Raw genomic sequence first — 24,123 nt, 5'->3', positions numbered from 1 at the left:
CCTGCGGTCCAATGACGTTCGGCGCGTTGCCATGTCGGGACGAGATCGTCCGTCCACGGCGGAATACACAGCAGCGGGGCACACAGCAAAGGCAAGGAGGTTATCCACTCCTTGCCACTCTCAACATATAGCGCACCCGGGGCCTTGCGGCAAGCCCCCGGTCGTGCCGCAGAATAGCGGGCCGAGGCCAGTACCTGCGGAAATCCGGGACCAGCGAAGTGGCTGGCCGGAACGCAATTCATCGAATGGGGGTTTTCATGATCGACGTGATCGTGGCAGGCGGCGGACCGACGGGCTTGATGCTGGCCGGTGAGTTGCGGCTGCACGGCGTGCACGCGCTCGTGCTGGAGAAAGACGCGGAGCCGACCAGGATTGTCCGCGCGCTCGGCCTGCACGCGCGCAGTGTCGAGATAATGGACCAGCGCGGTCTGCTGGAGCGCTTCCTCGCGCTCGGCCGGCAGTATCCGCTCGGAGGTTTCTTCGCGGGCATCGCCAAGCCCGCGCCCGAACGACTCGACACCTCGTATCCGTACGTCCTCAGCATCCCGCAGACCGTCACCGAACGCCTGCTGACCGAACACGCCATCGAAGTCGGCGTCGAGATCCGGCGCGGCTGCGAACTGGTCGGGCTGAGCCAGGACGAGCACGGGGTGACCGTCGAGTTGGCCGATGGCACGCGGTTGCGCTCGCGCTACCTCGTCGGCTGCGACGGCGGCCGCAGCACGGTGCGCAAGCTGCTCGGCGTCGACTTCCCCGGCGAGCCGAGCAGAGTGGACACGCTGCTGGGCGAGGTGGAGCTGACCGCGGAGCCGGAGACGTTGAACGCCGTGGTGGCCGAAGTCCGCAAGACCCAGCTGCGGTTCGGCGCAATGCCCCTCGGGGACGGGGTGTATCGCGTCGTCGCGCCCGCCGCGGGCGTGGCCGAGGACCGCGCGGTCCCGCCGACCCTGGATGAGCTCGAGCAGCAGGTGCGGGAGCTCGCGGGCACCGATTTCGGCATGCACTCACCGCGCTGGCTGTCCCGCTTCGGCGACGCCACCCGGCAGGCCGAGCGCTACCGTGTCGACCGGGTGTTGCTGGCAGGCGACGCGGCGCACATCCATCCGCCGACGGGCGGGCAGGGGCTCAACCTCGGCATCCAGGACGCGTTCAACCTCGGCTGGAAACTGGCCGCCGAGGTCAACGGCTGGGCGCCGGAAGCGCTGCTGGACACCTACCAGACCGAACGACATCCGGTGGCCGCCGACGTACTGAACAACACCCGCGCGCAGATGGAGTTGATGTCCCTCGAACCGGGCCCTCAGGCAGTGCGCCGACTGGTGTCGGAACTGATGGACTTCGATGACGTGAACCGGTACCTGATCGAGAAGATCATCGCGATCGGGGTCGGCTACGACTTCGGTGAGGGCCATGAACTGCTCGGCAGGCGACTGCGGGACGTGGGGTTGAAGCGAGGGCGCCTCTACGAGCTGATGCACGGCGGGCGCGGGCTGCTGCTCGACCAGACCGGGCGGCTGTCGGTGGCGGGCTGGGCGGATCGGGTCGACCACGTCGTCGACGTCAGCGAGGAACTGGACGTGCCCGCGGTGCTGCTGCGGCCGGACGGCCACGTGGCCTGGGTCGGTGAGGATCAGCAGGATCTGGCGGCTCGGCTGCCCACGTGGTTCGGCGCTGCCGTCGGCTGAAAAGGTTTGTCCGGTCTCGCCGCAGAATTGCGGGTCATTCGAGTTCAGCGGTGTCGACTTGACTTCGAGCACGCTCGAATTCCTAGCGTCGAGGCATGACAACAACATTGATCACCGGAGCAAACAAGGGGCTGGGTTTCGAGACCGCCCGCCGACTCGTCGCGGCGGGTCACCTCGTGTATCTGGGCAGTCGCAATGCCGAACGTGGCCGCGTGGCCGCCGAGCAACTGGGTGCTCGGGCGGTTCACCTCGACGTCACCGACGACGCGTCGGTGCGGTCCGCGGTCGAATTCATCGAGGCAGAAGGAGGTTTGGATGTCCTGATCAACAATGCCGGTATCCAGGTCGAGATGAGCCCCGGCGCCATCGTCGGCGCGGCCGATGTCACCGCCGAGATGATGCGGCAGACATTCGAGACGAACGTCTTCGGCCCGGTGCGCGTGCTGCACGCCTTCCTCCCGCTGCTGCAACGCTCCACCGCCGCGGTCGTCGTCAATGTCAGCAGCGCACTTGCGTCCCTGACCCGGCGGTCCGAGGCGGGCACTGCGACCCACGCCTATCCGGGCGTCGCCTATCCCGCGTCGAAGACCGCGCTCAACGCGATCACCGTGCAGTATGCGAAGGCGTTCCCGGATATGCGGATCAACGCGGTGGAACCCGGTTTCACCAAGACCGATCTGAATGGGAATACCGGCGCGCAGACCGTCGAAAGGGGCGCTGAAGTCATCGTGTGTATGGCGCACATCGGCTCCGACGGCCCCACCGGCGGCTACTTCGACGCCGAAGGCCCGCTCCCCTGGTGAACGGAACCGGCCCGTGAGCGACCACCGAGCCGATGACGGGGTCCATCGAGGCGCGGTGCCCCTCAGCGGTAGGTGTCACGGCCGGCCGTCCCCGACCATCGCACGGATATCGGGCAGATTGCCGATGCGCTGGCTTGTGGGCCGGTTCGGCGCGGCTGCCTGCGGTGATCCGGTTCCGCGTAGCAGTGCCCGGATCTCGGCAGGGGTGCGCGCACCCACCTCGTGTGCATGGATTCCCTGATAGCAGGCGAGGGCGCCGACGACGATCGGCGAGGCGCTGGAGGTTCCGCTGAATTGATCGGTGTACCAGTAGTCCTCGTCGCTGCCGCCCTGCAGGTCGCCGTAACCGGTGGTGGTCACCTCGAGACCCCAACCCTGGGTGTCGACTCGGGAGCCGTAGTTGGAGAAGGCGAGTCGGGAACGGGCAGGGCCGTGGTCGCGGCCGTGGGTGCCCGGCGGCGGCGCGCCCGCTCCGACCACGATGGCGCCGGAGCCCTCGTCGTCGGCATGGAACGGGTTGCGCCAGGTCGACGGGAAATCGACGGGCCGGATGTCATAGATCGCGTCGTCCAGATCCTCCCCGCCATTGCCCGCGGCCTCCACCACGACGACACCGCGTGCGTTCGCGTAGCGGATGGCCGCGAGATCGTCCGGCCACCATTCGACGGCGATATAGCCGGACTGATCGGGGCGGTTCTGGAAGTCCCTGCGGGGACCGGGGCGATGCAATTCGAGCAGGATGATGTCGCCCGAGGTGAGTGCGTCGGCCGCCGTCCGAATCGCGGCGGCGGATCCGCCGCCGAAGATCGATACCGCCCGGATGGTGGCCTCCGGGGAGATCCCGGTGATACCGAAGGCGTTGACATCGGCGCTGATCGCACCCGCGACGGCGGTGCCGTGATTACGCCAGCCCGCGTCGGTGGACGGATCGCCGCCGATCACCCCGCCCTGATTGCCGGTGAGATCCTCGTGGCTGAACCGCCACGCCCCTTCGATATCGATGACCCGTACCCCCGCGCCGCGTCCACCGGGGCGCGTCCACGCCCATCGTGCGTCCACTCCGCCCGGGGCGGCTTCCAGATATCCTTGGCGCGCTTCGAAATTCGGGGTCACCGGGGGCGCTTCCGCGAAGGCGCGGCGCGCGATCGGCAACGGCGCGATCGGCGGTTCGGCCGCCGGTTTGACATAGGCGCCGTCCACGGCGTCGTCATCACGCAGCCGCTGTGCCACTTCCGCCACATCGGCCACCACATCACGCACGGTGAAGTAGTTCAGGAATTCCGCGGCGACCGGCTCGTGTCGAGTCGCGGCGAGCTTGCCCCGCAATCGGGCGGCGGGACCGAAGATTCGGGACAGCCGAGCGCCCGGCGGCAGCAATGCGCTGAGCCGGATCTCGGCGGCGACGCTGTCGCGCAACACGTCCGGCGCGAGGGGTGCCGCCGCACCGTGGGTGACCACGATCAGTTCCGCGGGGGCGCACAGCGATCCCGGGACCGAGGGGGCCGAGCTGCGAACCTGATCGGTGGGGGCCATAGAGATAGTGAACCCGCTGCGCGCGCCCGGTGCCACTCAAATCGGGTCACCTCACCCGACGGGATCCGGACTCCGGCGCGCGTCGGCGAGCAACTCGTCGAGTTGTCGTTCGGCCCGTTCGGCCCGCGCCAGGGTTTGGCTTCGGGCGTCATCGAGCGCGGTGAGTCGTTCGGCGGCTTCGCCGCGTGCACGCTCGAGTGCCGCGTTCGCTTCGGCGCGCACCGCCGCCACTTCGGCCGCGGCGTGACGGCGCAGGTCGGCGAGTTCGGCACGGGAGCGTTCGAGTTCCTCGCGGAGACGGGCGAGTTCGTCGCGAGCTTCGGTGACGGCCTGATTCCGTTCGGCCACCGCGTGTTCGGCTCGTTCGATGGCACGTTCGGCATCGGCGGCGCGTTGCACCGCCAGATCACGTTCGGCGCTCGCGGCGGTGATCTGCTGGGCGGCCTCCCGCCGCGCCTGCTCGAGGTCCGCGCCGGCTTTGCGGCGCGCCGACTCCACATCCTCGGTAGCCTGCTGGCGCGCGCGCTCGATATCGTCGGCCGCTTCGCGCCGCGCGGCGCGGACCTCGGCTTCCGCCGCGCTGCGCGCGGCGAAAACATCGTCGGCGGCCTGGCGGGTCACGCGTTCGACCTCACGCATCGCGTCATCGCGGGCCGCATTCGCCTCGGCGATCCGGCCTTCGGCCTGTTCGGCCGCATTCACCGCGTCATCGGCGACCGATTCGGCCACCTCACGCGCCGCCTCGGCGTCGCGCCGCGCCTGTTCCGCCGCGACGGTGGCCATCTCGGTCTCGGCGATCCGCCGCGCGGCGTCGGCCTGTACCGCCTGCACCTGCGCTTCGGCGACAGAAGGATCTGCGAGCGCCGACAGTTCCGCGACGGCGGCATTCAGGTTGACGCCCAATTGTTCTGCCAGCGTACGGAACTGCGCGAGCAATTCATCGGCCCGCAACCGGGCGACGGTGACCGGCCCCTGCGGCGTCACAGTGACGGAAGCAGCACCTTGCTCCGATTCCTGCTGCTGCCGTTGACGTTCCCGCCAAGCGCGCCATCGCGTGTGCTCGGGGTGGTCGCAGTATTCGGAGGGTCGACCCGGACCGCCGCCGCGGGTGATGGGACGAACGCAGCCGGGATAGTTACAGACAGTGGACACCGGAGAATCGTAACGTTGGTTTCGTCAATTCCAACGATTCGACACGAAACGAAATAGGCGCTGCCACCGGGGTGCTCGAAATCGGACACCATCGTCCTGACCGCCGATAAGTGAACATTATCGGCGGTCAGGAATCCCGCCTCCGCCCTCTGCGCTGCGGATCTATTTTGTTGCGTTTGGTTTGTAGTGACGCAACGAAATTACGACGAAACCTCCGAAAAACTATGCCCCATGGGACGTACGTACCACTTAGCGATAGGTGGGGTTCCGGTAGTAACCGCCGAAAAACCAACGGATATGGCGTAGCGGCTGGTCAGCGTCGGCGTTCGGCTCCCGGGCCCAGGATCGAGGTCAGCTCACGCATTGCCTGCGGGGATGGTTTGAAGTAGCTGCGCGGGTTCTCGGCTTTGCGGTGCCGGGACTTGGCCATCAGTTCCAGCAGACTGGCCCCGGATTCCCCGAGGTGGGTCAGGCCGGAGTGGCGCAGTTCGTGCAGGTCCCAGCCGGTTCCGTGCCCGTCGACGGCGGCGGCGGCGTCGAGCAGGTCGCGGGCGGCTATGAAGACGATGTGGTGGTGTTCCAGTGCGCGCGGGCGGCGGCGAACAGGTCCACGCAGACCGTCACGAGGTCGGCGGGGTCGTCATGGCAACCGTCCATCAACCAGTCGACCAGCAGGTGGTTGACGCCGCCGACCAGTGCGGTCGCGGTCAACCGCTGGCCTCGCGTCAGCGAGCGAGGGCTCTCTGTTGCCCAGATGGCCATCACGGTGTCGACGAAATCGCGCAGAACCCGATGGCGGCGCTGTTCCATGTTCGGTGAAACCCCGACGACCTCGATGAGCACTACCCGCGCGCGGCGCGGGTCGCTGGTCAGGTAGTGGATGAAGGCTTCGAGTCCGGCTGCGGTGAGTGCGTCGAGATCGGGATCGGCCTGCTCGAGTGCGGTATTGGTCTCCGCCCGCATGGCCTCGGCCAGGTTGTCGTAGAGGGCGGTCAGGCAGAACTCCTGATTGGAGAACGACTCGTAGAAGTACCGCTCGGTGACGCCGGCGCCGCGGCAGATCTGCTTGATCGACGCGGCCGCGTAGCCGGTCGTGCCGTACTGCTCCAAAGCGGACTCGAGGATGGCCGCGCGGCGCTGACGCACTCGCTCCTCCGGAGCGACACCGGAGTACTTGCGGCCGGAGGGCTTCGGGCCGGAGGGTCCCGGGCGGGTCATTTGGGGCCTTTCCTTCCTGCCGACGAAGTGCAATACTAGCCGAACCATTTCTGACAATCGCGATTGCCCAACATTGATCGCTGTGTCGAGCCGTGCAGGGAAGGCATCACACAATGACGGAAACGACACTGGCCGGGCGCATCGTGGCCGTCACCGGCGGTGCGCAGGGCATCGGGCGCGAGATCGCGCGCCAGCTCGCCGAGGCCGGTGCCCGGGTCGCGATCGGCGATCGCGATATCCAGGCCGCCGAGGCCACCGCGCAGGCGTTACCGGGTCAGGTGCATGCGTTCGCTCTCGATGTGACCGATACCGGGTCGTTCCGCCGGTTCCTCGCCGAAGTCACCGCCTTGTGGGGTCCACTCGACGTGTTGGTCAACAACGCCGGTGTCATGTGGGTCGGGGCCTTCGACGACGAACCCGAGACCGCGACCGAGCGCATGCTCGCGGTGAACCTGCACGGCGTGATCCGAGGCGTGCGCTTGGTCGCACCGCCGATGCGCGAGCGCGGCCGCGGTCACATCGTCACCATCGCCTCGGCCGCCTCCAAACTGGCCCCGCCCGGAGAATCCACCTACGCCGCCACCAAACACGCCGTCCTGGGCTACCTCACCGGCGTACGCGAGGAACTGCGCGGCAGCGGCGTCGAGATCTCGGTGATCATGCCCGGCGTCGTGGACACCGAACTCGCGATCGGCACCGACAGCGGCGCGACCTCGCCGTTGCAGCCCGGCGACGTCGCCGCCGCCGTCGTCGCGGTCTTGCGCCGCCCACGTTTCGAGGTCACCGTGCCGGCCTCGATCGGTCTGCTGGTCCGCATCACCGCTGTGCTACCGCAGTCGATCCGAGACCAGGTATTGCGCCGCACGGTGCCCAACCAAGTCGAGGCAACACGGAATTCGAACACCCGCGCAGGCTACGAACATCGCGCCCTGACCGAGACCACCGACCCGAAGGAATCCTGATGACCAACATCGAATCCGACACCGTCCGCCCGATCCCGGAGTTCTTCGGCGTCCACGACATCTGGCCCCGGGGCCGGCGGCTCGACGCCGTTCGCGAAGCGGCACTGAGCTACCGGGAACGATTTCTGCGCCAGGAGCAGGTGAAAGCGGTCAAGACTTTCGACATCGCCGCCGCGCCGTATCCGGCGCAGTACGCGTTCCAGAACTACTCGGTCAACCTCAACCCCTTCATCTCGATCATCAACCGCATGTTCGTGATCCAGTTCGAGGGCTTCGACGGCGAACTGAAGACCCTGGTGTGGGAACCCACCGTAGCCGCCGGTTCCGCGGAAGCCCCGTTCTACGGCCAGTTGCAGCGCTTCAGCCGCCGCGTCGGCCTGGAATCGCTGTTCGTCAAGTACTACAACGACCCCGATCAGGTGCTGCCGCGTCTGGGGTTGACCAACGACGACGTGGACTACATCAGCTTCGACCACCTCCACGTCCAGGACCCGCGCATGATCGTGGGCAGCAGCGAGCCCATCGAAGGCGAGACCGAACCGCGCAAGCCCTTGTTCCCCAACGCCAAACTGCTCGTGCACCGCCGGGAACTGGGCACCTTCGAGTCCATGCACCCCATGCAGTGGGCCTGGTATGTCGACGGCGGCATGAACGGGGTACCCGCCGACCGGCTCGAAATCTTCGACGGCGATGTAGAACTCGGAGTCGGGGTCAGCCTGCTGTGGACACCCGGCCACACCGACGGCAACCATTCTCTGGTCGTCAACACCCCCGACGGGGTGTGGGTGTCGTCGGAGAACGGGATGGCCGCCGACAGCTGGCAACCCGAACTGTCGAAGATCCCCGGCGTGCGCCGCACCGCGCAGTTCTACGGCCGCGAGGTCGTGCTCAACGCCAACACCCTCGAAGACTCCCTCGACCAGTACGACTCCATGGTGAAGGAGAAGACCCTCGCCAGCCCGTCGCCGCGGAACCCGCAGTGGCGCCAGATCATCCCGTCCTCCGAATGCGCGAACTGGAAGCGACAGTGGCCGGTCGTGCCGACCTTCAGCCACGGCGGCCTGGACTACGGCACCATCACCGTCCCCACCCGGTAACCAGGCTCGACCCCCCACCCGCACCGGAGACCGGACTCCCCGCCCGCCCGCACACCGCCGGTTCGGGCGGACCTCCCTGTGCACCCTGATCTCGAGGAACCCCATGAACACACCCGATCCGGTCAGCGCCTCGACCCGGCCGGCCGAATCCGCCGCACCGCACCCGGCAAGCGGTCGCTCCGATGATCCGGTGATCACGGTGGCGCGCTCCTTCGCCGCGTGGCTGACCATCTGGGCGTCGCGAATCTTCGTGCGGCCCACACTGTGGCTACTGCCGCTGCATACCCCGCTCGGTGTGCTCGGCTACCGCCTAACGCAGGTCGTGGCCTGTCGGATGTGGTGCGCTCCGACGCTGCCACCCATGAGAGTCGATGCCGCAGGACCCAACGGCCGGACCATCGGAGAATGGGTCGGCGGGCCGGCAGAGCCTGGCACCCGGATGATCTATTACATCCACGGCAGCGGATACATCAGTTGCAGCCCGTGGACCCACCGCGGCCTGGTGTCGGAACTGACACGCCGACTGCGCCGACCCGCCTACGCCGTGCGCTATCGGCGAGCACCGAAATACCGCTTCCCCGCCGCCCACGACGACATCCTCAACGGCTACCTGTGGCTGATCGACCAAGGGCACACAGCCAGCGACATCATCGTGATGGGCGATTCGGCCGGCGGCCACCTCGCCCTGGGCCTGTGCGTCCAACTCCGCGAACTCGGAGTCGAGCAGCCTGCGGCGGTGATCGGATTCTCCAGCCTCGTCGACCCGACCTGGCAGCTCGCGGCGGCCCACAACACACACGTGTGGGACCAGTTCGTCTCCGCCCGCACCGGTCGACGGATCACCCAAACCTATTTCGTGGACACCGATTTCAGTGATCCGCGCCTGGATGTCCTCGCCACGGTCGGACCCGACCTGCCGCCGATGCTGTTGCAGGCCGGCGGCAGCGAGGTTCTCGCCTCGGACTCCCAACACTATGCCGCGGCAGTGCGCGCGGCAGGCGGGCGGTGCGAACTCGAGCTGTGGCCGGGAATGTTCCATGTGTTCCAGATGGGATACCCGCGGCTGACGGAGGCACGAAGCGCACTCGACAGCGTCGAACGGTTCGTCGAGATTATCGACGCGAACAACGGCCCGACCGCCTGACGGTCCACCCCGCCGGGCTGCCCGACCGGCCCCACCACACGCAACCACAGCCAGCACCCAGACACTTCGGGGGCCGGACCCCGCCCCTGAGATCGCTGATCCGCCCCGCCGCGAGCTCCTAGGGACCGATACGCCCGTCCTGCGGGGTGCGGGCCAAGCGGGTCAGAACAGAGTGTCGCGTCCCCGCAGCGGCCGGTAGCCGGTGGGGCCGAGCGCGGCGAGTTCGCCCTCGATGTCGACTTCGATCGCGCCGACGAAGTTGATGTTGGCGCTGTGCGCGGGTGAGATGTGGGCCAGGGCCTCGTCGTCGATGCGTTGCCCGGACCGGCGCATCTGTTCCACGGCGAGCCCGTAGCACTCGGTGGTCCAGGCGATCACGGCGTTGGCGGCCAGGGTGAGACACCAGGCTTGCTCGGTTTGGTCGGTGAGCTGACGTGCCCGGATCATGCCCTCATGGGCGAAGTAGCGGCTCATCGGCCGGGCGGTCGTGGATTTCCCGCGCGTCGGGAACCGCTGCCCATCGCTCGAGGACAGCGTCCCGGCACCGAACACCGACGTCAGCGGCAGCCGCTGGTGGTAGTCGACCAGCACCAGGTTGGCCGCGCGCAAGGTTTCCTCGCGCACGTACCATTCGTCGGTCCAAGACAAGATGTCATAGGAAATGCCGCAGGCCTCGGCCATCCGCGTCAACCCGAGGTTGGTCGAGTGCGCCAGCAGCACCGCGATCAGGTTACGTTTCAACTCCGGCGTGTCGGCCTTGAGCGAGATCGCCTCAGCCGGAACGTCCTCGGCGGTCAACGGGGAAATGATCAGATCTCCGGACTCGCCGTCCAGCCGCACCGGCCTCTCACCGGCGGCGAGCACCGTCTCGAGTCCACCGACCGCGGTGTGCAGTTCCTCGACCACGCCGGCCATGGCGACCAGGGTCGGCCGGGTGCCCGACCAGGCAGCAGAACTCGCCACGTTGTGGTTCCCAGCAGCGCGCGCAGCTCCCAGTAGTGCCGATACGCCGTCGCGCTGCCGGACTTGCGGGCTTGATCGAGGTAGCCGCGCCACTTCGCGGGCACGAAATCGCAATACCGAGTCGATCGGCCGGACCACGACCTCGGCCGGGATCGACGAACGCCAGATCCGCCGGCGAGAGCGTGAAGTACCGGAACTGCTCCTCGCGGCCGATCTCCGGGAACTCCCGCAGACGAGCCAACTCCTCATCCGCGAACACCCGCGTCGACACGAACCCGACCTCCCACACCAACCAATAGCGTTGGAAGCCAAGCCAACCAGTAGTCCGCCTCCACCGCAGGGCGAACCGGGCCTCACCGGCGTTCAGCTGCGGCTACGCCATTTCCGTTGGTTTTTCGCCGGTTACTACCGGAACCCCCAGATGGCGCGCCTCGGGAGCCACATCCGTTCGGCGCGTGCCCTATCCAAGCGGCCATGGCACTCGCGACCACCCCCTGCCGCACAGCGGGAGGCAGCGCGACATCGACGCCCGCGGACCCGGCGGTGCGACCGGCGAGCGCACTCGCACCTGGGCCGGAATCCGGGGCATAGGCTTGACGAATCGAGTCGGTGGCAGCGGAATGCATGGGTGAGGTGGATGGCGTGAGTGAGCCGGACGCGGTGGTGGCGCTACCGGAATCGGTGCGGACCGAGCTGCGGCGTGGGGTGCGCAGCGTGCTGGTCGACGCCGCCGCGTTGCGTTTGGTGCGGGAACGATTCGACGACGTCCAGGCCGGATCGTTGCGGCGCTATCTGGAAGCGTCGCAGTCGGCGAATACGTTGCGCGCCTACCGGACCGATTGGATCGCGTGGGCAGGCTGGTGCGCGGCCGAAGGGCGGCAGGCACTCCCCGCGGACGCCCTCGATGTGGCGGTGTACCTGGCCGCGGCGGCGGACGCTCGGCGCGCGGACGGACGGTGGGCGTTCAGTCCGGCGACGTTGGAACGCAAATCCGCCGCGATCGCGGCGGTACACGCGGCCAACGGATTACCCTCGCCCACCCGCACCGATGTAGTGCGCTTGACGCTGCGGGGTATGCGTCGAACCCGCCGCACTCCGCCGACGCGCAAACGCCCCGTCCTGCTACACACCCTCGATCAATTGCTGGCCGGATTGCCCGAACCCGGGTGGCCGACCGAACCCGCCCGCCGCCGTGACGGACTCGCATTGCTGATGGGGTTCGCTGGTGCGCTGCGCCGTAGCGAACTCGCCGCCCTTCGCATCGCCGATGTGCGGGTCGACCTCGATCACGCGACCGGTGAACCCGTTCTGGTCGTTCACCTGCCGACCACCAAAACCGACCCGACAGGTGTCGCCGAACAGCGCGTCGCACTCCCCCGCGGGCAACGCCCCCGCACCTGTCCGGTCTGCGCGTTCGCCGATTGGATCCGTTTGCTCGAAACCCACACCGCGAGTGGAATCTCGGGCCTGCGCGCCTGGCTCGCCGAGACACCGGAATCGGACACGACCATCCATCGGTGCCACGGATTCGCCGGAACCGCTCTCGCCGAGAACACCGCCCTACCGTTGTTCCCCACCATCACTCGTCACGGCACGGTCGGCTCCGAGGCGATGTCCGGCCGCGCCGTCGCCGAACTCGTCAAACGGTATGCCGCGCGCGCGGGTTTGGATCCCGACCTGTTCTCCGGCCACTCACTACGAGCGGGCTTCGCCACCCAGGCCGCCCTCGGCGGGGCCAGCGACCGCGAAATCATGCGGCAAGGCCGCTGGTCCAATCCCCGCACCGTCCACGGCTACATCCGCACCGCGAACCCGCTCGAGGACAACGCCGTCACCAAACTCGGCCTGTGACGAGTCTTATCAATATCCGCTGAGCGAGTCAGAACATCCCACCACCGGCATGGAGGGTCTGCCCGGTGATCCAGCGACCGGCATCGGAAGCCAGGAACGCGACTACATCGGCGATATCGGCGGGCTCGGCGAGCCTGCCGAGTGGGATCTCGGCGGCGATCGCGGAGATCTGGTCGGGCTGTACTGTGGCCGCGACCTTTTCGGTGCGCGTGGGGCCGGGGCGCACGCTGTTCACAGTGATTCGGCGTACCGCGAGCTCGGTGGCCAGCACCCGGACAAGCTGATCGCCTGCGGCTTTGCTCGCGGCGTACAGGCTCGCGTTCGCGCGCGGAATCACGGCGGCGCCACTGGAAATGACGATGATTCGGCCATCGTCGACCACACGTCGGGCGGCTGCGCGCAGGGTGGCGAACGTGGCTCTGGAGTTGGCGTCGAATACTCGGTCGTAATCGGCATCGGCTGCCGCGGCATCGGAACGGTAATTGACGACGACACCGGCTCCCATCGAGCCGAGTCGCTCGGCGACGGCGCGGCCGATCCCGTGTGCTGCACCGGTGACGACGGCGATCGGGATGTGCGACATGGTGGTCTCCTCTTGACGATTCGGAAGGATCGCGTATTGCTTTGCCGCACTGACGTTATGGGTCGACAATGATCCGGAACATGGTGGAATATGCCCGAAACATGCTTGATCGGATCACCTGGGAGTTCGCAATGGCGATTGATGTCCTGAGCGATGCGGTGGCCGCGCTGACAACGGCGCCCGCCCTGTCCGTACACACCCGCGCTCGCGCGCCATGGGGATTGCGGTTCGGCGGACGGCAGGGATTCGGCTTCCATGTGATCGTGCACGGCCACTGCTGGCTGCTCCGCGACGGTGCCGATCCACTCCCGCTGCGAGCCGGGGACATCGTACTGATGCCCAGCGGGGCGGTGCACACGCTCGCAGATACCCGAGACACCGAGCCCCTCGATCTCGTCGTGGACCGCCGCGTCGACAGGGTCACGGTCGGCGGTGACGGCACGGAAACCGTCGTGGTGTCCGGGGCCTATCAGATCGAGCAAGGGATCCGGCACCCACTGCTCGCCGACCTTCCCGACGTGGTCCAACTGTCCGGCCGACCGCAGCATCGGTTGCACGCCGCTGTCGAACTGCTCGGCGCCGAGATCGAGACGCGAGACCCCGGCGGCGACGCCATCGTGGCCGCATTGGTGGATGCGCTGCTGATCTACATCCTGCGCGCCTGGTACGACGGCAAGTCCACAGGGTGGACCGCAGCAATGACCGACAGAGCGATCGGCCACAGCTTGCACCGGATGCACTCCCAGCCCGCCGAACAATGGACAGTGGACCGCCTGGCGGGCGAGATCGGCTTGGCACGAGCCACTTTCACCCGACGTTTCACCAGATTGGTAGGTGAACCACCGCTCACCTACCTCACTCGCTGGCGGATGATCACGGCGGCCCGCCTGCTGCGCCGCGACCGGGCCCCGCTCGCAACCGTCGCCCGGCAAGTGGGTTACACCTCGGAATTCGCTTTCGCCAAGGCGTTCAAACGGGAGTACCGGATCGCGCCTGGCGCCTATCGGCGCGAGCGCGAAGGATCGACACCGCCAGCGACGGTGTACCCGGCGCGTTGACCGAGGTCCCGTTCAGACCGCAACGACACCCTCAACTGTGAAGAGCCGGTAATCACCATGGTTACGACGAATACCGCACCGACGCAATACCGCAACGTCACCACTAAAAGAGGACGAATTGCATTAAATGCAACCACTACGTCACCAGTCTTTTGATGTGAATCGAATGTAGCACGGGGTTGATGGATATTGAGATATCTCTCCCATTGCGCGAATCAGGATTTCATGGCCCGCGCCAATGGGGCCGACCCACTGTCGATGCCGTGACCTGGTGTGATGTTTCGACGAGTGCGTGACTGTGCCGATCAAGGTGGCCCGTTTGATTTCTCGCGGTAAATGTGGCCGACTTTTGCGGGAGCCGAGCGGCTGCGACACGCCGGTAGGGTCCAATTTATGGAGTGGAGTTTTCTTGCGGCCGAAAGGATTTTGGCCGCCTTGCGTGTCGGTGCGGTGACCTCGGTAGAACTGACCGAGGAGTCGATCGCTCGTATCGAGCGCGACGACAAGGCGATCAACGCGATCTGTGTGCCGGACTTCGACCGTGCACGAGCTGCCGCACGCGATGCCGACCAGGCGCGCGCCCGCGGCGAGGACCGGCCGTTGCTCGGTATTCCGGTGACGGTCAAGGAGTCCTACAACATCGCCGGGCTGCCCACGACCTGGGGCATGCCTCAGTACGCGAACTACGTACCGACCGAGGACGCGGTACAGGTGTCGCGGTTGAAGGCGGCCGGCGCGGTGCTGCTCGGTAAGACCAATGTGCCGTTGATACTACGAGATATCCAGAGCTTCAACGAGATCTATGGCACTACCAACAATCCGTGGGATCACGAGCGCACGTCGGGTGGGTCCTCCGGCGGATCGGCGGCGGCCCTGGCGTCCGGATTCGGCGCACTGTCCATCGGCTCCGACCTCGCCGGTTCGCTGCGTACCCCCGCGCATTTCTGCGGTGTCTACGCGCACAAGCCGACGCTCGGGCTGGCGCCGGCCCGCGGCATGGTCGCGCCGCCCGCACCTGCCTTGCCGGCCGATCTCGACCTGGCCGTCGTCGGTCCGATGGCGCGTACTGCCCGCGACCTCGCGCTGCTGCTCGACGTCATGGCCGGACCGGACCCGCTGACCCACGGCGTCGCCTACGACGTCGCACTGCCGCCCGCGCGCCACGAGCGGCTCTGCGACTTCCGGGTCTTGGTCTTCGAGGACCATCCGCTCATTCCGACCGGATCGGCGGTGCGGGCGGGCGTGAACCGGGTCGCCGAGGCGCTCGTCGACGAGGGCGCCCGCGTCGAACGGCGCAGTCCGCTGCTGCCCGATCCGACCGAAGCGGCGACGCTCTACATGCTATTGATGCTGTCGACCGCCGCCGCGGGTATTTCCGTCGACGTGTACGAGCAGTTGCGGACCCGCGCCGCGGGACTGAGCGCGGAGGATCGGAGTCTCGATGCGGCGCGGCTGCACGCCATGGTGCTCAGCCACCGTGACTGGGTCGAGGCGAACAACCGTCGAGAACTCCACCGCCACGGCTGGCGGCAGCTTTTCGCCGAGTTCGACGCCGTGGTGTGCCCGATCACGCCCACTCCCGCCTTCCCGCACGACCACAACGGAGGTCTGGAGAACCGGCACATCCACATCGACGGCGTCGAGTACCCGTACTTCGATCAGCTCGTCTGGGCCGGTGTGGCCACCATGCCCGGCCTGCCCGCCACCGCCATACCCGCGGGCCGGTCCCCCGAAGGTCTGCCGGTGGGAGTGCAGCTCATCGGTCCGATGTTCGAGGACCGCACCCCACTGCGGCTGGCCGAACTGCTCGAGGAGAAGATCGGCGGCTTCCAGGCACCAGAATGGGGCGGTACCGGTAACGCGCGAACCCGAACAGCGCATCCCCGCAATACCGCTATCCCACCAGTCACCTAGTATGAATTCCCCTGTACTACAAAATATTTCGATAGATCATTGATAGCGCGACGTTACTCGTGTCGGACTGATCGGCGCGGATGTCTGCCGTGTCGGAACCAATCGCGGTGGGGGATGATGATCGCCATGGATATCGAGTCGGTCCGCGTCCACCAGCTCGGCCCTGACGACTGGCACCGCTTCCGCCGCATCCGGCTGCTGGCCCTGGCCGAGGCCCCCTACGCCTTCGGCTCCACCCTGGCCCAGGCGCGGGCCCGCACCGACCAGGACTGGCGCGACCTGCTCGCCGCCCGCACCCAGTTTCTCGGCACCGCAGGCGATCACGATCTCGGCACCGTCGGCGAAATCGCGGAAAACAATGCCGCACATCTGAACGGGCAGGCCGACCGTTTCGGCGATACCGGTCCGGTGCGAGGAGGAGGGCGTCGCGATGGCGCAGGCAGACGATTCCGATAGGTCCGGACCACGCAGACGTCCCGTCGGGCTGGGCAAACGTGCCTGGATCACCACCCACCTCGTGCGCAGACTGCTGCGTTTTCTCGCGTGGTCGCGGTTCGTGCGGGTCACCGTGGTCAATCGGGAGGTCGTCCCCGCGAAGGGACCGGTGCTGATCGCGAGCAACCACATTTCGATGCTCGACGCGATATTCCTGTGGGGTGCGCTGCGCCGACGAGCCATGGCGGTCGCGATGGCGGAGTTGTGGTCGTGGCCGCTCGTGGGCTCATTGGTACGGCGACTCGGCCACATCCCGGTGGTGCGTCGTAATGCCGAATCGGGTCGGCGGGCGATCGACGACGGCACATGGATTCTGCGCCACGGTGGTGTCCTGCTCATCTACCCGGAGGGCCGCTGCGTACCACCGGGGCAAAGCGAACCGTACAAGCCCGGCGTCGCCGAACTCGCTCTCGCTACGGGGGTTCCGATCATTCCGGTCGCCACCATCGGCACCGACGGTGTCCTTCCACTGCGGACCCCTGCCCGCGAGGGCAGGCGTTTCGACCGCTCACATCCGGTGACCATCCGCTTCGGCGAACCCATCGATCCTGGCGAATTCGATTCCGCCGACGAACTCCTCGACCATCTGCGGACCCGCATCGAGATGATGCGCACCGACTCGGAATGAACCTTCCCGCGAGCACGTGCCCGGAGCGCGGGGCCACGCCGCACTCCGGGAAGCCTGTCACGCGCGCGATGGTCGCTCGCGTTGCCTCAGATTTGCTGACTCGACACTCCATTATCGAATTACATTTGGATAACCGCATCACCAGGAGCAGCCAAGACACGCTCCAGGTTTGCCGACGAGCAAAATCTGAGACCAACCGCTGGTTTCGGGCGTTCGTTTAGAGGTACGTTTCTCTCGGCCCCCCTGGCCGCGTCGACAGCGTGACCAGGCCAACCAAGCCCTATGGACGGCGGTGCAGGCTCTAGTCTTCACCTCCGCCGCGGCGGCCACCACGTTCGGCGCCCAGCGCACCGAGTGCTGGGTGGATGTGCAAACGGTTGGAAGGATGGTCATGAGCGCTGATTTATCCGAGTCGGTTTCGACCCATATCACCTCGTCCGACTTGCTTTCTACCGATCACGTAGGCGAACGGTTCCGCATCGCGATGGTCGTTCCGCCGTATTTCGACGTGCCCCCCAAGGCCTACGGCGGGGTCGAGGCCGTCGTCGCGGATCTGGTCGACGCACTGGTCGACCGCGGCCATGATGTCACCCTCATCGGGGCAGGCGAACCGGGTACCAAGGCCAATTTCATTCCCGTCTGGGACCGAGCGATGCCCGAGCGTCTCGGCGAGCCTTTCCCGGAAGTGGTCCACGCGTTGAAGGTTCGCCGGGCGATCGAGAAACTCGCCACCACCTCGGGCATCGATCTGGTGCACGATCACACCTTCGCCGGACCACTGAACGCCCCCGCGTACTTCGGACTCGGCCTGCCGACCGTGCTGACGGTGCACGGCCCGGTCCAGGACGACTGCTACCGGTACTACCGCGAATTGGGCGCCGAGGTATCCCTCGTCGCCATCAGCGACCGGCAGCAAGAACTGGCCCCCGATCTGAATTGGGTAGGGCGCGTACACAACGCGCTGCACGTGGACCAGTGGCCATATCAGGCCGAAAAAGGCGACTACGCACTGTTCCTCGGGCGATTCACCGAGGACAAAGCGCCGCATCTGGCCCTGAAAGCCGCGCACGAGGCTAATATTCCACTGGTGCTGGCGGGTAAGTGCAGCGAAGCCATCGAACAGGCGTACTTCGAGAGGGAAGTCCGTCCGCTGCTCACCTCGAACGACTACGTCTTCGGGCTCGCCGACGCGACGGCCAAGCGCAAGCTGCTGGCCAATGCTCGGTGTCTGTTGTTCCCGATCCGCTGGGAGGAGCCGTTCGGCATGGTGATGATCGAATCCATGGTCTGCGGAACACCGGTCGTCGCCCTGCGCGGCGGCGCGGTATCCGAGGTGATCGTCGACGGCGTGACCGGCCGCATCTGCGAGGATCCCGCCGAGCTGCCCGCGGCCATCGAAGAGGTGCGCGGAATGGATCCGGCGGCCTGCCGCGCCCACGTGGCGGCGAATTTCGGCGGTGGCACGCTCGGCCGCGGCTACGAGCGGATCTATCACCAGCTGCTGCGCAACCGCGGCAGGACGCGCCTGGCACGCCTCGACAAGACCGTGCCCATCCGTACGGTGGCGAGCGAGCGCGTATGAGCCCGGACCCCGGGACAGCACCGGACCCCGTATCGCCGAGCCAGGCGCTCACCACCCCGGCACCCATGAATGCCGGAGAGCCGACCGGGCTCGGCGGTTTCGGCGGTTCGGTGACCTTGGTCGAAGGCGGCACGTTCTGCCTGTCGAACCGGCTCGGCGATGTCGAACCCGGACGCCCGCACGGGCTGTTCTTCCGGGACGCCCGGGTCCTGTCCCGGTGGGAGTTGCTGGTGGACGGCAGACCGGCGGAATCGCTGTCGGTCCTCAGTCCCGAAGCGTTCACCGCGAGATTCGTGCTGCGCAGGCCGCCCCAGACGGGATATGCCGACAGCACCCTGCTGGTGGTGCGGGAGCGATTGATCGCCGACGGCATGCACGAGCGGCTGACTCTGGAGAACATGGGCCGCGAGCCCACCGCGGTCGGTTTGGAATTGCGTATCGACGCCGATTTCGTGGATTTGTTCGCGGTCAAGGAGGGGCGTGCCGGGCACGCCCGCTCCGACGTCACCACCGCCGAGGGCGAATTACTGCTCCTCGACCGCAGCGATCGGATGCGCGGTATCTCGATCTCCGCGACCATGGAACCCACTGTCCTGCCCGGCACCCTGCACTGGCGAGTGGTGGTGCCACCCGGCGGACGCTGGCATACCGAGATCATCGCCCGGCCGACCGTCGGCAATCAGCACACCCAAACCCCGGGCGCGACGGGTGAACATCACGGCCGCAGCGCGCCGTGCCGCAAGATCGCGGCGTGGCGTGACACGGCGACGAAGATCATCGCCACCAACCCCACGCTGACCCAGGTGCTACGGCGTTCGGAAAGTGATCTGGGCGCCTTGCAGATTCACGACGAGACCGGGGAGAGTCGCCCTTTCGTCGCGGCGGGCGCGCCCTGGTTCATGACCCTGTTCGGCCGTGACAGTCTGCTGACCGCATGGATGACCTTGCCCTTGGAGGTCGACCTGGCCCTCGGCACGCTGCAGCAGCTCGCCGAACTCCAGGGTGAGGATGTCGACCCGCTCACCGAGGAGGAGCCGGGCCGCATCATGCACGAGATGCGCCGCGGCCCGGCGAGCGGCCAGGTACTCGGCGGAGACACCTATTACGGAACCGTGGACGCCACACCACTTTTCGTCATGCTGTTGGCGGAATCCCATCGGTGGGGCGCCGACCCGGAGGCGATCAGGGAACTGCTTCCCGCCGCCGACGCGGCGATCTACTGGATCACCGAATACGGCGACCGCGACGGTGACGGCTTCGTCGAGTACAAACGCGCCACCGACCGCGGTCTGATCAACCAGGGCTGGAAGGACAGTTTCGACGGCATCAACGACGCCGCAGGACATCTCGCGGAGGCGCCGATCGCGCTGTGCGAGGTCCAGGGCTACGTGTACGCGGCCTACCTGGCCCGCGCGCAGCTGGCCGAAGCCTTCGACGACACGCGCACAGCCGGCTTGATGCGAGAACGCGCCGCCGAACTGCGCGTGAAATTCGCCGAACAGTTCTGGTTGCCGGAACGGGGTTGGTTCGCCATCGCGCTGGACGGGCGCAAACGGCCCGTCGACGCGCTGACGAGTAACGCGGCCCAATGCCTGTGGACCGGCATCGTCACCGACGAGCACGCCGAAGAACTGATCGAACGACTGTCCGGTGAGCAGATGGACACCGGCTTCGGGATGCGAACACTGGCCTCGTCGATGGGCGCGTACAACCCGATGAGCTATCACTGCGGGTCGATCTGGCCGCACGACACCGCGATCGCGGTCGCCGGTCTGCTGCGTTACCGCCACCTTTCCGGTGCGATCGAGCTGGCGACACGGCTCGCGGGCGGACTGCTGGACGCGGCGGCCTCCTTCGGCGGCAGGCTGCCCGAATTGTTCTGCGGATTCTCGCGCGACCAGTTCCCGGTGCCGGTGCCGTATCCGACATCGTGCTCCCCGCAGGCATGGGCGAGTGCGGCGCCACTGCTGCTGGTCCGCTCGTTCCTCGGACTCGATCCCGATGTTCCAGGACGCACGCTCACGGTCCGCCCGCGCGTGCCGCGGGGATGGGGCCGCATCAAACTCAGCGATCTGAGTCTCGGTTCGGTGACCGTGGATCTGGAAGCCGAGGGCGACCAGGTCACCACCGCGCGGGTGCCGGACGAATGGAAACTCGTGACGCAATGACCATGTGACACCACCACGCTCCACCGACACGCAGGTTGGAGACGCACGATGCAAACCTCACATGACACCAGGGATCTGTGGAGCGCACGGCACCGCGATTGCGGCGCCGACCCCACCGATCTCGATCTCGATCTGGCGCGCTTCCTGTGCAGTACCCACGCAGGCCACGGCCCGGAGTGCCGTCAATATCTGGCGGCGGCGGCGTTCTGCTACGGCAATGCGCGGAATTGAGCCCAGGACGCGGCACCAACGTCAGCGGCGGCGGAGTTCGAAGATCCTGAACTCGCGTCCGCCCGCCAGCCGTTCCTCGACCCGGTAGCCGGGCCAGAACTCGACCGCGAGATCCCAGGCGCGTTCGCGGTCGACGCCATCGATTTCGGTGGCGCTCACCGGGAAGGTCTCCCCGTGCAAGCGGACCAGCGCGGTGCCCGCCGCGCGCAGATTCGCCGACCACACGGGATGCTGCCGGCTGCCCCAGTTGGAGCCGATGATCAGGAAATCCTCGCCGCGCGGCACATACAGCAGCGAGGTCTCCCTCGGCAGCCCGGATTTACGACCGGTCACGGTCATGCGCAGCGACGGCAGTCCGGCGATGTCGAGCACACCGATTCTGTTGCGGCTGAGCGCGCGGATCAACCGCTCCGTCGGCAGCACGAAACGCGCTGTTCCCATCACCCAGGGCTGCCTGCCGAGCCAGCGGGCCAGGTTCGGCAACGGATTGGATACCACCGTCGAATCCTCGCAGACCCGCGCGCGACGCGGTCGCCACGGGTTACGATCCGGGCCGTCGCCGCAGCCTCACTGCCGGTAGCTGAAAGGTATCGACTCGGGCGGTCACCGAGTATGGAACCGCATAGATCGCTGACAGCTGTTTGGTTTCGAAAATCTCCGGGTAGTTGCCGATATATAGCTGGACTGGATATGGTGGCCCAGCCAGTAGCCACCATCACACCCACGCGTGAGCTGTTCTCGACACCACCGATTGATCGCAGTCGACCCGCGAGGAACTGCCACCGGTCCGTTACGCCGGATCGGTGCGCGGACACCCCTGACCAGGTAGGAGGGATCATGACCAAGGCAACGTCGGATTCACTGATCGGCGCCACCGCGTACGACGTACGAAACGACAAGATCGGCAAGGTCAAGCAGATCTACCTCGACAACGCCTCGGGAACACCGACGTGGGCCGCCGTATCGACCGGCCTGTTCAGCGGCGACGCCCTGGTACCGCTGGCGGGCGCGGAGTACCACGCCGACGCACAGCTGCTGCAGGTGAAGGTCGACAGGGAACAGGTGAAGTCGGCGCCGCATCAGGAGGACGAGCGCACGATCAGCCCGGAGATCGAACGAGAACTGTTCGCGCACTACGGCATCGACCCCCGCTACCGCGGCATGACCAGCCAGAACCGTCAGCAGATCCGCCCCGGCGACGAAGCGCCGATGACCTACGGCAACCCCGAGGCGCGGTCCCGGCAGGCCTCGGGCACCGCACGCGGACGCACGGACGCCGAAGGTATCGATAGGAATCTGCGCCGCGGGGACTGACCCACGGAATCGATGCGAACCGGATGCGGCCGGTTGTTCCTCGACGACCGGCTGCCCCCTTTCACCATCACGAGCTCATACGCCACACCCGATGCGCAGAACTGTCCGTCCGAGTCCGCGACGCCGGACGGGTCGATCGATCAGCTGACGGCGCGGTGTCCGACCCCGACGCCGGGGAGAGTAGAAAGATAAGGGTTCGGGCAGCCCAGCGGGGGTCGTCCGGGCATCACCGCCGGCCATATCGCGCGGTCATGCCACACCACCCGTAGACGAAGGAAAGCTGATTGATGGCGAATACTGCAGCGCGCGCACAGATCGGGGTCACCGGCCTCGCGGTCATGGGTAGCAATATCGCCCGAAACTTCGCCAAGCACGGGTACACCGTCGCCCTGCACAACCGCAGCATTGCCAAGACCGACGCACTGCTCGCCGAGCACAGCGGTGACGGCGATTTCGTGCGCACCGAAACGATCGAGGAATTCGTCGCGGCGCTCGAGAAGCCACGCCGCGTGCTCATCATGGTCAAAGCGGGCGATCCCACCGATGCCGTCATCGAGGAACTCGCCGCCGTGATGGAACAGGGCGACATCATCATCGACGGCGGCAACGCGCTCTACACCGACACCATCCGACGCGAAGCCGCCATGAAGGCGCGCGGACTGAATTTCGTCGGCGCGGGCATCTCCGGCGGCGAGGAGGGCGCGCTCAACGGGCCATCGATCATGCCGGGCGGGCCAGCCGAATCCTACGAATCGCTCGGTCCGCTGCTGGAATCGATCGCGGCCCAGGTGGACGGCACCCCGTGCTGCACCCATATCGGCCCGGACGGCTCGGGTCATTTCGTCAAGATGGTGCACAACGGCATCGAATACGCCGACATGCAACTCATCGGCGAGGCATACCACCTGTTCCGCGACGCGCTCGGCTTCGGCGCCAAGCAGATCGCCGACGTGTTCACCCAGTGGAATTCCGGCGACCTGGAGAGCTACTTGGTGGAGATCACCGCCGAGGTGCTCAACCAGGTCGACGCGAAAACCGGTGAGCCGCTGGTCGACATCATCGTCGACGCGGCCGAACAGAAGGGCACCGGCCGCTGGACGGTGAAATCCGCCCTCGATCTCGGAGTGCCGGTGACCGGCATCGCCGAGGCGGTTTTCGCGCGTGCCCTGTCGGGTTCACGCGAGCAACGCAAGGCCGCGGTCGGCCTCGCATCGGGAGCACTGGCCGAAAAGCCCACCGACGTCGCACAATTCACCGAGGACATCCGCCAGGCCCTCTACGCCTCGAAAGTCGTCGCGTACGCGCAGGGCTTCGATCAGATCGCCGCGGGCAGCGCCGAATACGACTGGGATCTGCATCCCGGCGATCTGGCCACGATCTGGCGCGGCGGCTGCATCATCCGTGCCCGCTTCCTCAACCGGATCAAGGACGCCTACGACGAGAACCCGGCCCTGCCGAGCCTGATTCTGGCGCCCTACTTCCGCGAGGCCATCGAAACCGCCATCGACAGCTGGCGGCGCGTGGTGTCCACCGCCACCCTGCTCGGAATTCCGGTGCCCGCGTTCGCCTCCTCGCTGTCGTACTACGACGCGCTGCGCGCCGAACGCCTCCCCGCCGCGCTCACCCAGGGCCAGCGCGACTTCTTCGGCGCGCACACCTACGAGCGCATCGACGCCGAGGGCAAGTTCCACACCCTGTGGAGCGGCGACCGCAGCGAAATCGCCGCGAGCTGAACCTCGACC

The 24,123-nt window shown here is 66.9% G+C and carries 20 protein-coding genes and 2 pseudogenes; 15 read left to right on the top strand and 7 right to left on the bottom strand.

Features of this window, described 5'->3' with window-relative positions; genetic code table 11:
* Positions 1 to 257 precede the first annotated feature (257 nt).
* Positions 258 to 1,685 carry a rifampin monooxygenase gene (rox, locus tag ABZS43_RS18145; protein WP_355037053.1) on the top strand — a complete coding sequence of 476 codons (1,428 nt, stop codon included), beginning with the start codon at positions 258 to 260 and terminating at the stop codon, positions 1,683 to 1,685.
* A 95-nt stretch (positions 1,686 to 1,780) separates the two neighbouring features.
* Positions 1,781 to 2,488 (top strand): SDR family NAD(P)-dependent oxidoreductase, encoded by a 708-nt coding sequence (locus tag ABZS43_RS18140; protein WP_355037052.1) that lies wholly within the window; start codon positions 1,781 to 1,783, stop codon positions 2,486 to 2,488.
* Between the two features lie 75 nt (positions 2,489 to 2,563).
* Here ABZS43_RS18140 and ABZS43_RS18135 read toward each other — a convergent pair whose 3' ends face one another.
* From ABZS43_RS18135 to ABZS43_RS18125, 3 genes are all read right to left on the bottom strand, one after another.
* The gene (locus ABZS43_RS18135) at positions 2,564 to 4,021 is read right to left on the bottom strand and encodes a S8 family serine peptidase (RefSeq protein WP_355037051.1); all 1,458 of its coding nucleotides are present in this window, start codon (positions 4,019 to 4,021) and stop codon (positions 2,564 to 2,566) included.
* Positions 4,022 to 4,072: 51 nt separating this feature from the next.
* On the bottom strand, positions 4,073 to 5,173 hold the full coding sequence (locus ABZS43_RS18130; RefSeq protein ID WP_355037050.1) for a hypothetical protein: 1,101 nt from the start codon (positions 5,171 to 5,173) through the stop codon (positions 4,073 to 4,075).
* Between the two features lie 555 nt (positions 5,174 to 5,728).
* Positions 5,729 to 6,391, bottom strand: coding sequence for a TetR/AcrR family transcriptional regulator (locus ABZS43_RS18125; protein ID WP_355037049.1), 663 nt, complete (start codon positions 6,389 to 6,391; stop codon positions 5,729 to 5,731).
* 113 nt (positions 6,392 to 6,504) lie between these two features.
* Here ABZS43_RS18125 and ABZS43_RS18120 point away from each other — a divergent pair, with 113 nt between their 5' ends.
* The 3 genes from ABZS43_RS18120 (at position 6,505) to ABZS43_RS18110 (ending at position 9,594) form a co-directional block, all read left to right on the top strand.
* On the top strand, positions 6,505 to 7,353 hold the full coding sequence (locus ABZS43_RS18120) for an SDR family oxidoreductase (protein ID WP_355037048.1): 849 nt from the start codon (positions 6,505 to 6,507) through the stop codon (positions 7,351 to 7,353).
* Complete coding sequence (locus ABZS43_RS18115) at positions 7,353 to 8,450, top strand: hypothetical protein (protein WP_355037047.1); 1,098 nt, start codon at positions 7,353 to 7,355, stop codon at positions 8,448 to 8,450. The genes ABZS43_RS18120 and ABZS43_RS18115 overlap by 1 nt, the downstream gene beginning before the upstream one ends.
* Before the next feature lie 103 nt (positions 8,451 to 8,553).
* Positions 8,554 to 9,594 carry an alpha/beta hydrolase gene (locus ABZS43_RS18110; RefSeq protein ID WP_355037046.1) on the top strand — a complete coding sequence of 347 codons (1,041 nt, stop codon included), beginning with the start codon at positions 8,554 to 8,556 and terminating at the stop codon, positions 9,592 to 9,594.
* A gap of 162 nt (positions 9,595 to 9,756) precedes the next feature.
* On the opposite strand, the pseudogene ABZS43_RS18105 reads toward ABZS43_RS18110, so the two are convergent.
* Positions 9,757 to 10,664: pseudogene (locus ABZS43_RS18105) on the bottom strand (Tn3 family transposase); the annotation flags it as partial.
* Positions 10,665 to 10,723: 59 nt separating this feature from the next.
* A pseudogene (locus ABZS43_RS18100) lies at positions 10,724 to 10,816 on the bottom strand (hypothetical protein); the annotation flags it as partial.
* 383 nt (positions 10,817 to 11,199) lie between these two features.
* Here ABZS43_RS18100 and ABZS43_RS18095 point away from each other — a divergent pair.
* Positions 11,200 to 12,408 (top strand): site-specific integrase, encoded by a 1,209-nt coding sequence (locus ABZS43_RS18095; RefSeq protein ID WP_355037045.1) that lies wholly within the window; start codon positions 11,200 to 11,202, stop codon positions 12,406 to 12,408.
* A 28-nt stretch (positions 12,409 to 12,436) separates the two neighbouring features.
* Here ABZS43_RS18095 and ABZS43_RS18090 read toward each other — a convergent pair whose 3' ends face one another.
* A complete protein-coding gene (locus ABZS43_RS18090) occupies positions 12,437 to 12,991 on the bottom strand; it encodes an SDR family oxidoreductase (RefSeq protein ID WP_355037044.1) in 555 nt (184 codons plus the stop codon).
* A gap of 131 nt (positions 12,992 to 13,122) precedes the next feature.
* Between ABZS43_RS18090 and ABZS43_RS18085 the strand changes: the two genes are divergently transcribed.
* The 7 genes from ABZS43_RS18085 (at position 13,123) to ABZS43_RS18055 (ending at position 21,067) form a co-directional block, all read left to right on the top strand.
* Positions 13,123 to 14,049, top strand: coding sequence for an AraC family transcriptional regulator (locus ABZS43_RS18085; protein ID WP_355037043.1), 927 nt, complete (start codon positions 13,123 to 13,125; stop codon positions 14,047 to 14,049).
* 393 nt (positions 14,050 to 14,442) lie between these two features.
* Entirely contained in the window at positions 14,443 to 15,963 is a 1,521-nt protein-coding gene (locus ABZS43_RS18080; protein WP_355037042.1) for an amidase, read from the top strand.
* A gap of 126 nt (positions 15,964 to 16,089) precedes the next feature.
* Positions 16,090 to 16,419 carry a hypothetical protein gene (locus ABZS43_RS18075; RefSeq protein WP_355037041.1) on the top strand — a complete coding sequence of 110 codons (330 nt, stop codon included), beginning with the start codon at positions 16,090 to 16,092 and terminating at the stop codon, positions 16,417 to 16,419.
* A complete protein-coding gene (locus tag ABZS43_RS18070; protein WP_355037040.1) occupies positions 16,394 to 17,086 on the top strand; it encodes a lysophospholipid acyltransferase family protein in 693 nt (230 codons plus the stop codon). Before ABZS43_RS18075 ends, ABZS43_RS18070 begins: the two co-directional genes overlap by 26 nt.
* Positions 17,087 to 17,570: 484 nt before the next feature.
* Positions 17,571 to 18,668: a glycosyltransferase family 4 protein gene (locus ABZS43_RS18065; protein WP_355037111.1), complete on the top strand. Its 1,098-nt coding sequence runs from the start codon at positions 17,571 to 17,573 to the stop codon at positions 18,666 to 18,668.
* Between the two features lie 65 nt (positions 18,669 to 18,733).
* Positions 18,734 to 20,836 (top strand): glycogen debranching N-terminal domain-containing protein, encoded by a 2,103-nt coding sequence (locus ABZS43_RS18060; protein ID WP_355037110.1) that lies wholly within the window; start codon positions 18,734 to 18,736, stop codon positions 20,834 to 20,836.
* Between the two features lie 48 nt (positions 20,837 to 20,884).
* Positions 20,885 to 21,067: a hypothetical protein gene (locus ABZS43_RS18055; protein ID WP_355037039.1), complete on the top strand. Its 183-nt coding sequence runs from the start codon at positions 20,885 to 20,887 to the stop codon at positions 21,065 to 21,067.
* 21 nt (positions 21,068 to 21,088) lie between these two features.
* Here ABZS43_RS18055 and ABZS43_RS18050 read toward each other — a convergent pair whose 3' ends face one another.
* Complete coding sequence (locus tag ABZS43_RS18050; protein WP_355037038.1) at positions 21,089 to 21,565, bottom strand: nitroreductase family deazaflavin-dependent oxidoreductase; 477 nt, start codon at positions 21,563 to 21,565, stop codon at positions 21,089 to 21,091.
* A 339-nt stretch (positions 21,566 to 21,904) separates the two neighbouring features.
* On the opposite strand from ABZS43_RS18050, the gene ABZS43_RS18045 reads away from it, so the two are divergent.
* Together ABZS43_RS18045 and gndA are read left to right on the top strand one after the other, a co-directional pair.
* Positions 21,905 to 22,381 carry a PRC-barrel domain-containing protein gene (locus ABZS43_RS18045; RefSeq protein WP_355037037.1) on the top strand — a complete coding sequence of 159 codons (477 nt, stop codon included), beginning with the start codon at positions 21,905 to 21,907 and terminating at the stop codon, positions 22,379 to 22,381.
* A 287-nt stretch (positions 22,382 to 22,668) separates the two neighbouring features.
* On the top strand, positions 22,669 to 24,114 hold the full coding sequence (gene gndA / locus ABZS43_RS18040; protein WP_355037036.1) for an NADP-dependent phosphogluconate dehydrogenase: 1,446 nt from the start codon (positions 22,669 to 22,671) through the stop codon (positions 24,112 to 24,114).
* The last annotated feature ends 9 nt before the right edge of the window (positions 24,115 to 24,123 follow it).

This window comes from Nocardia sp. NPDC005366, from assembly GCF_040606855.1.
Lineage (GTDB): Bacteria > Actinomycetota > Actinomycetes > Mycobacteriales > Mycobacteriaceae > Nocardia.
The sequence above is the reverse complement of the archived record's forward strand: the minus strand, read 5'-3'. Positions and strand labels throughout refer to the sequence as shown.

Coding starts and splice junctions, on each gene's coding strand:
- rox (WP_355037053.1), top strand. CDS start 258: ATGATCGACGTGATCGTGGCAGGCGGCGGACCGACGGGCTTGATGCTG.
- ABZS43_RS18140 (WP_355037052.1), top strand. CDS start 1,781: ATGACAACAACATTGATCACCGGAGCAAACAAGGGGCTGGGTTTCGAG.
- ABZS43_RS18135 (WP_355037051.1), bottom strand. CDS start 4,021: ATGGCCCCCACCGATCAGGTTCGCAGCTCGGCCCCCTCGGTCCCGGGA.
- ABZS43_RS18125 (WP_355037049.1), bottom strand. CDS start 6,391: ATGACCCGCCCGGGACCCTCCGGCCCGAAGCCCTCCGGCCGCAAGTAC.
- ABZS43_RS18120 (WP_355037048.1), top strand. CDS start 6,505: ATGACGGAAACGACACTGGCCGGGCGCATCGTGGCCGTCACCGGCGGT.
- ABZS43_RS18115 (WP_355037047.1), top strand. CDS start 7,353: ATGACCAACATCGAATCCGACACCGTCCGCCCGATCCCGGAGTTCTTC.
- ABZS43_RS18110 (WP_355037046.1), top strand. CDS start 8,554: ATGAACACACCCGATCCGGTCAGCGCCTCGACCCGGCCGGCCGAATCC.
- ABZS43_RS18090 (WP_355037044.1), bottom strand. CDS start 12,991: ATGTCGCACATCCCGATCGCCGTCGTCACCGGTGCAGCACACGGGATC.
- ABZS43_RS18085 (WP_355037043.1), top strand. CDS start 13,123: ATGGCGATTGATGTCCTGAGCGATGCGGTGGCCGCGCTGACAACGGCG.
- ABZS43_RS18080 (WP_355037042.1), top strand. CDS start 14,443: ATGGAGTGGAGTTTTCTTGCGGCCGAAAGGATTTTGGCCGCCTTGCGT.
- ABZS43_RS18075 (WP_355037041.1), top strand. CDS start 16,090: ATGGATATCGAGTCGGTCCGCGTCCACCAGCTCGGCCCTGACGACTGG.
- ABZS43_RS18070 (WP_355037040.1), top strand. CDS start 16,394: ATGGCGCAGGCAGACGATTCCGATAGGTCCGGACCACGCAGACGTCCC.
- ABZS43_RS18065 (WP_355037111.1), top strand. CDS start 17,571: ATGGTCGTTCCGCCGTATTTCGACGTGCCCCCCAAGGCCTACGGCGGG.
- ABZS43_RS18060 (WP_355037110.1), top strand. CDS start 18,734: ATGAATGCCGGAGAGCCGACCGGGCTCGGCGGTTTCGGCGGTTCGGTG.
- ABZS43_RS18055 (WP_355037039.1), top strand. CDS start 20,885: ATGCAAACCTCACATGACACCAGGGATCTGTGGAGCGCACGGCACCGC.
- ABZS43_RS18045 (WP_355037037.1), top strand. CDS start 21,905: ATGACCAAGGCAACGTCGGATTCACTGATCGGCGCCACCGCGTACGAC.
- gndA (WP_355037036.1), top strand. CDS start 22,669: ATGGCGAATACTGCAGCGCGCGCACAGATCGGGGTCACCGGCCTCGCG.